The sequence below is a fragment of the Candidatus Kosakonia sp. 282A-S69 genome, from assembly GCF_029433855.1.
GTDB lineage: Bacteria > Pseudomonadota > Gammaproteobacteria > Enterobacterales > Enterobacteriaceae > Kosakonia > Kosakonia cowanii_A.
The window spans coordinates 241,334-241,613 of sequence record NZ_JAROAU010000005.1; the positions used below are offsets into that span (position 1 = coordinate 241,334).

The following is a 280-nucleotide window of genomic DNA, read 5'->3' on the forward strand; positions in this document are numbered from 1 at the left end:
GAGGCCACACAGGCCGTTGACCGGGCGGATGACCTCGAAGGTGAATTGCGGGATACGGTTGCCGTAATCGCCGAGCGGCAGCCCCTCGAACACCACGTAGGCGAGGCCGCGATAGGCGGGGGCATTCTGGACCCCCTCCTTGGCGACGATCAGCGGGTCCGCTGCCTGGTCGGCCCCGCCCGGATGGACCCGCAGGGTGATGCGGCTCTGGTCGATCTCCACCCCGTCCGCCCAGATCCGCCGGACGAAGGCGATGGGCCCCTCGCAGAGGCCCACCGCG

General features: G+C 70.4%; 1 protein-coding gene. It reads right to left on the reverse strand.

Features of this window, described 5'->3' with window-relative positions:
• Positions 1-280: hypothetical protein (locus tag PU683_RS22155; protein ID WP_277174662.1), on the reverse strand; the 280-nt coding region annotated here is incomplete at both ends.